This is a genomic window from Staphylococcus sp. HMSC069D12 (assembly GCF_001810405.1).
Lineage (GTDB): Bacteria > Bacillota > Bacilli > Staphylococcales > Staphylococcaceae > Staphylococcus > Staphylococcus haemolyticus.
In genome coordinates this window covers 1-252 of the sequence record NZ_KV801123.1, presented here as the reverse complement: position 1 = coordinate 252, position 252 = coordinate 1, and the positions used below count along the sequence as shown (strand labels likewise).

The window sequence follows — 252 nt, the reverse complement described above, 5'->3', positions numbered from 1 at the left end:
GCAACTGATAATGCGGAACATCCAAATAGTTCTACATCTAATCCAATTAAAGCAACTGATACAACACCTCCAACTGTACCTGTTGTTATTGATGATCTAACTGGTAAGGCAACAACTAAGTCGCCAATCACTGTGACTTCGGATCCTAATACAAAAATTGAGTTATTGGGTAAAGACGGCAATATCATTGGCTCAGGTACGACAGATAGTACTGGACAAGTTACAATTACACCAACGGTGCCTATCCCTGAG

General features: G+C 40.5%; 1 protein-coding gene. It reads left to right on the top strand.

From position 1 onward, the window contains the following. The coding region (locus HMPREF2737_RS10095) for a hypothetical protein (RefSeq protein ID WP_141745590.1) at nucleotides 1-252 on the top strand (252 nt) is incomplete at both ends.